3 protein-coding genes and 4 pseudogenes are annotated in these 3,774 nt (G+C 43.2%); 5 read left to right on the forward strand and 2 right to left on the reverse strand.

Annotation, left to right across the window (positions count from 1 at the left end):
* From O9332_RS10310 to grrA, 5 genes and pseudogenes are all read left to right on the forward strand, one after another.
* Positions 1–820: RNA-guided endonuclease InsQ/TnpB family protein (locus O9332_RS10310; protein ID WP_288025312.1), on the forward strand; the 820-nt coding region annotated here is incomplete at its 5' end.
* 83 nt (positions 821–903) lie between these two features.
* A pseudogene (locus O9332_RS10315) lies at positions 904–1,107 on the forward strand (PQQ-dependent sugar dehydrogenase); the annotation flags it as partial.
* A 191-nt stretch (positions 1,108–1,298) separates the two neighbouring features.
* A pseudogene (locus O9332_RS10320) lies at positions 1,299–1,871 on the forward strand (PQQ-dependent sugar dehydrogenase); the annotation flags it as partial.
* 88 nt (positions 1,872–1,959) lie between these two features.
* Positions 1,960–2,859, forward strand: a complete 900-nt coding sequence (gene grrP / locus O9332_RS10325) for an extracellular substrate binding-like orphan protein GrrP (protein ID WP_288025315.1) — start codon at positions 1,960–1,962, stop codon at positions 2,857–2,859.
* Positions 2,860–2,873: 14 nt separating this feature from the next.
* On the forward strand, positions 2,874–3,248 hold the full coding sequence (gene grrA, locus O9332_RS10330; RefSeq protein ID WP_041804155.1) for a GrrA/OscA1 family cyclophane-containing rSAM-modified RiPP: 375 nt from the start codon (positions 2,874–2,876) through the stop codon (positions 3,246–3,248).
* A 58-nt stretch (positions 3,249–3,306) separates the two neighbouring features.
* Here grrA and O9332_RS10335 read toward each other — a convergent pair.
* Positions 3,307–3,480: pseudogene (locus O9332_RS10335) on the reverse strand (DUF2887 domain-containing protein); the annotation flags it as partial.
* 30 nt (positions 3,481–3,510) lie between these two features.
* Positions 3,511–3,774 (reverse strand): annotated as a pseudogene (locus O9332_RS10340) (Rpn family recombination-promoting nuclease/putative transposase); the annotation flags it as partial.

The following is a 3,774-nucleotide window of genomic DNA, read 5'->3' on the forward strand; positions in this document are numbered from 1 at the left end:
ACTATCAGAGGATAGAAAGAAAATAACTTTCACAGATAAGAAAAACATTGGGACGGTTAAACTAAAAGGAACTAGAGACCTAAACTTTTATCCTATAGACCAAATTAAACGAGTTAGAATTGTTAAACGAGCGGATGGTTACTATGTCCAATTCTGTCTAAGTGTTGATATTCGGGAATATGCGAAACCCCTAGAACCGACTAAAAGATGTGTGGGATTGGATGTAGGTTTAAAAGTTTTCTACGCTAATAGTGATGGGGAAACGGTAGAAATACCGCAATACTATCGCCAGGCAGAAAAAAGATTAAACCGTCTAAATCGGAAAAAATCTAAAAAGTTTAGAAAAGGTCAACCTCAGTCAAACAACTACCAAAGGGCCAGAAAGAGGTATGCTAGAAAACATTTAAGAGTAAGTAGGCAACGTAGAGGCTTTGTCGAAAAAGAGGCATTGCGCGTCATTAAATCTAACGATTTCATCGCTTACGAAAACTTAAATATTCAAGGCATGGTAAAAAACTCTAGACTAGCTAAATCTATCAATGATGTGGCTTGGTCAACTTTCCGACAATGGTTAGAATATTTTGGTTTTAAATATGGTAAGGCTACGGTAGCAGTAGCCCCCCATAACACGAGTCAAAATTGTTCTAATTGTGGTCAAAAAGTCCCTAAATCTCTATCTACAAGAACTCATATTTGTCCTCACTGTGGCTATGTAGAAGATAGAGATATTAACGCCGCTATCAACATTCTCAAAAAGGGACTAAGTACCGTGGGACACACGGAAACTAATACGCTTGGGGAGAGATTCCCTCTGGTTTGATTGGATACGTCCTGTCAGATTAAGGAAACTCGATGAACCAAGAATCCCTCGCATGAGCGCGACGGGAGTGTCAAGATGGTGCAAGTTTGCGAGATGTGCGGGTTATTTTTGAAGTTTCCCAGGCAAAAACCGACTCTCAACACTTCGGTTCGCGGTTATTATGGCTACCGGATGGCACTTTATTGGTAGCGATTGGGGACGGGGGTAATCCTCCCCTACAATTAGCGGGAGATTTAATTAGAAAACAGTCCCAAAATCTGCAAAGTCATTTAGGTAGACTTTGCTGAATAAAGCTAAAAACCTTGTTGGGTAAGACTTTTAGACCTTTTGGCAATCAAAAAGTACTGGATATGGGAGTGATCGGGGGGAAATTTAGGCACTTTTTCCCTGAAAATTAGGTAATTGGCCACCTGAAAATGAGTAAAACCCTACACCCTACACCCCACACCCCACACCCTGCCCCCAGGAAAAACTTTTTCAGCAGACCCTAGGTAAAATTATCCGCATCAATGACGATGGTTCTCTACCTAAAGATAATCCTTTTGCGGGTTCTAAAATTTGGAGTTACGGTCATCGGAATATTCAAGGAATCAGCTTTGATCCAATGACTAAAAGAGTCTGGGCAACCGAACACGGAGCAAAAGGAGGGGATGAATTAAATTTAATTGAAAAAGGTAAAAATTATGGTTGGCCAGTGGTTTCTGCTAGTCAAGAGTACGGCACTAATACCCCGGTTTCCCGCGAAAAATCTCGACCCGGTCTGATTGATCCGAAAACAATTTGGACACCTGCGATCGCTCCTTCGGGATTGGTCTTTTATACCGGTAATCGCTTTCCTAATTGGCAGGGAAATTTATTTGCCGGTGGTTTAGTTTCCAGGGATATTCGCCGTCTGTCAGTGGATAAATCGGGTGAAATTATCAATCAAGAAGCGATTCCCATCGGTCAGAGGGTGCGGGATGTGCGTCAAAGTCCCGACGGATTTTTATACCTGCTCACCGATGAAGGTAACGGTCAATTAATTCGCCTTGAACCGCCATCTAATTTGTAAAAGTTCACAGAAATTATTATGGAAACCTTGAAGATTTTTTAGTGAATTCTAGTATAGTTATGTTTGTACGGGAGCAAGCACTCGATTTATGAAGAAAATTTTACAGTTAGTGGGACTAGGTTGCATATTGCCCATGTTCCTCGCAAGTCCGAGTTTAGCGGAAACAGTGGTGGAAAAAGTGGCTCGCACGGGATTTTTGACCGTAGGAACCCGTTTTGATGCGATTCCCTACTCCTACGTCAATGATAAGGGGGAATTAGTCGGCTATTCTATGGATGTGTTGGAACGAATTAGAAAACGATTGGAAACTCGTCTCGGTCGTCCCGTCACCCTGCAAATGATTGAAGCTAACCAACCCGGAGAGAAAATTAATCTCATTCGTAGCGGGGAAATCGATATCGCTTGTAGTACGGCTTTTACTTGGGAAAGGGCGAAAGTTGTCGATTTTTCCATCAGTTACAGCATTTCTGGGATTAGGATTTTAGCTAAAAAAGGCAGCAATCTCTCCACTCCTCAATCCCTAATCGGTAAACGCATCGCCTTGGTTCCCACATCTGCGGCCGTGGATGTGATTAAATTAGTACAACCGCAAGCGACAATTGTTACCACCTACAGCACCGTAGAAGAAGCCCTCGAAGCTTTAAAAACTGGTAAAATTGACGCAATAGCGGGGGATAGCATCTCTTTAGCGGGAACAATCCTCAGAGATAACCCTAAAATCTACGAAATCGTCCCCGAAGAAGCTCTAGCTAATTTTGGCATTGCTTGCATGGTTCCCGAAAATAACTCTACTTTTTTGGATGATGTCAACTATGCCATTGTTAAAATGATGCAGGATTACATCACCAATGATACGGCCACCGTTAGTCAAATCGATCGCTGGTTCGGTAGTCAAGGCATGGTTCCCATCCCCCCAGAATTATTAAAGGGGTTTTTTGCCTTCAAAGTTATCGAACACGCCCAAATTAATCCCCAAGAAGCCAAATAGGAGCATAAATTCAGGTGAATATCAGCAATAAAACTGGTTTAGTCGGCTTTCTTCTCGCTTTATCTGCCTTCGGTCTGACTAGCACCGCTCAGGCCGCCTCAGACGAGGCTAATCCCATTGAAGCGCGTTTAAGTCGTCTATCTAGCGCTGTACGCGAACGGGTTAACCAACTGCCGTCCGGTACTGCCGATCCTAGTTTACAAGCTTTAGGCTGGGGAGATGGTGGCAATCGCGGTTGGGGGAATAGTCGTGCTGGCGGTTGGGTAGATGGTCGCGGTGGTAGTTTCGTTAATGCGCGGCCCTGGCGTAATGGTTGGTCTGACGGTGGTGGTTTCTTTAATTCCCGACCGCGCTGGGGTAATGGTGGCGGTTTCTTAAATCGTTGGTAAGTAAGGTTGGGTGAGGGGATAACTTTATCCCCGTCCCAACCCCGGTTTTACGATGAAATCTAGGGTGATTATTTTGAGGCAGAAAGACTCCATCAAGACGAAAAGAAAATTGTTTGACTTCCACTGAGTCAAAGCGGTAGTTATTGGCTTCGCTGATAGGGAGTTGAATTAATTCAAAGAAGATAGAGGGGAAAGATTGAAAGAGTTGATAAAAAATCGTGTCAGTTTTCATGCTTTTATTTTACAAGGCGATCGCATTTTTTTATGTCCCGTTTTGTATAGCTCTAACCTGTTCAACCTCTAACTCTAACGCGGATGCGACTTGCTCAACACTTAACCCTAAGGCTAACAAACGAGGGACCGCCTCTAGTGCTTTGTTTAGTCTGCCTTCCTGACGACCTTCCTGACGCGCTTCTTCGCGCACATCTTGAAAATACTGAGTCTGTTTTAATTCATCTAAACTAAACATAGTTTCTATCTCCCGACGATTGAGAAGCGGTAACTTATAAACGAGAATCGTCTCTAT

The organism is Microcystis sp. LE19-10.1B (assembly GCF_027530565.1).
Taxonomy (GTDB): Bacteria; Cyanobacteriota; Cyanobacteriia; order Cyanobacteriales; family Microcystaceae; genus Microcystis; species Microcystis aeruginosa.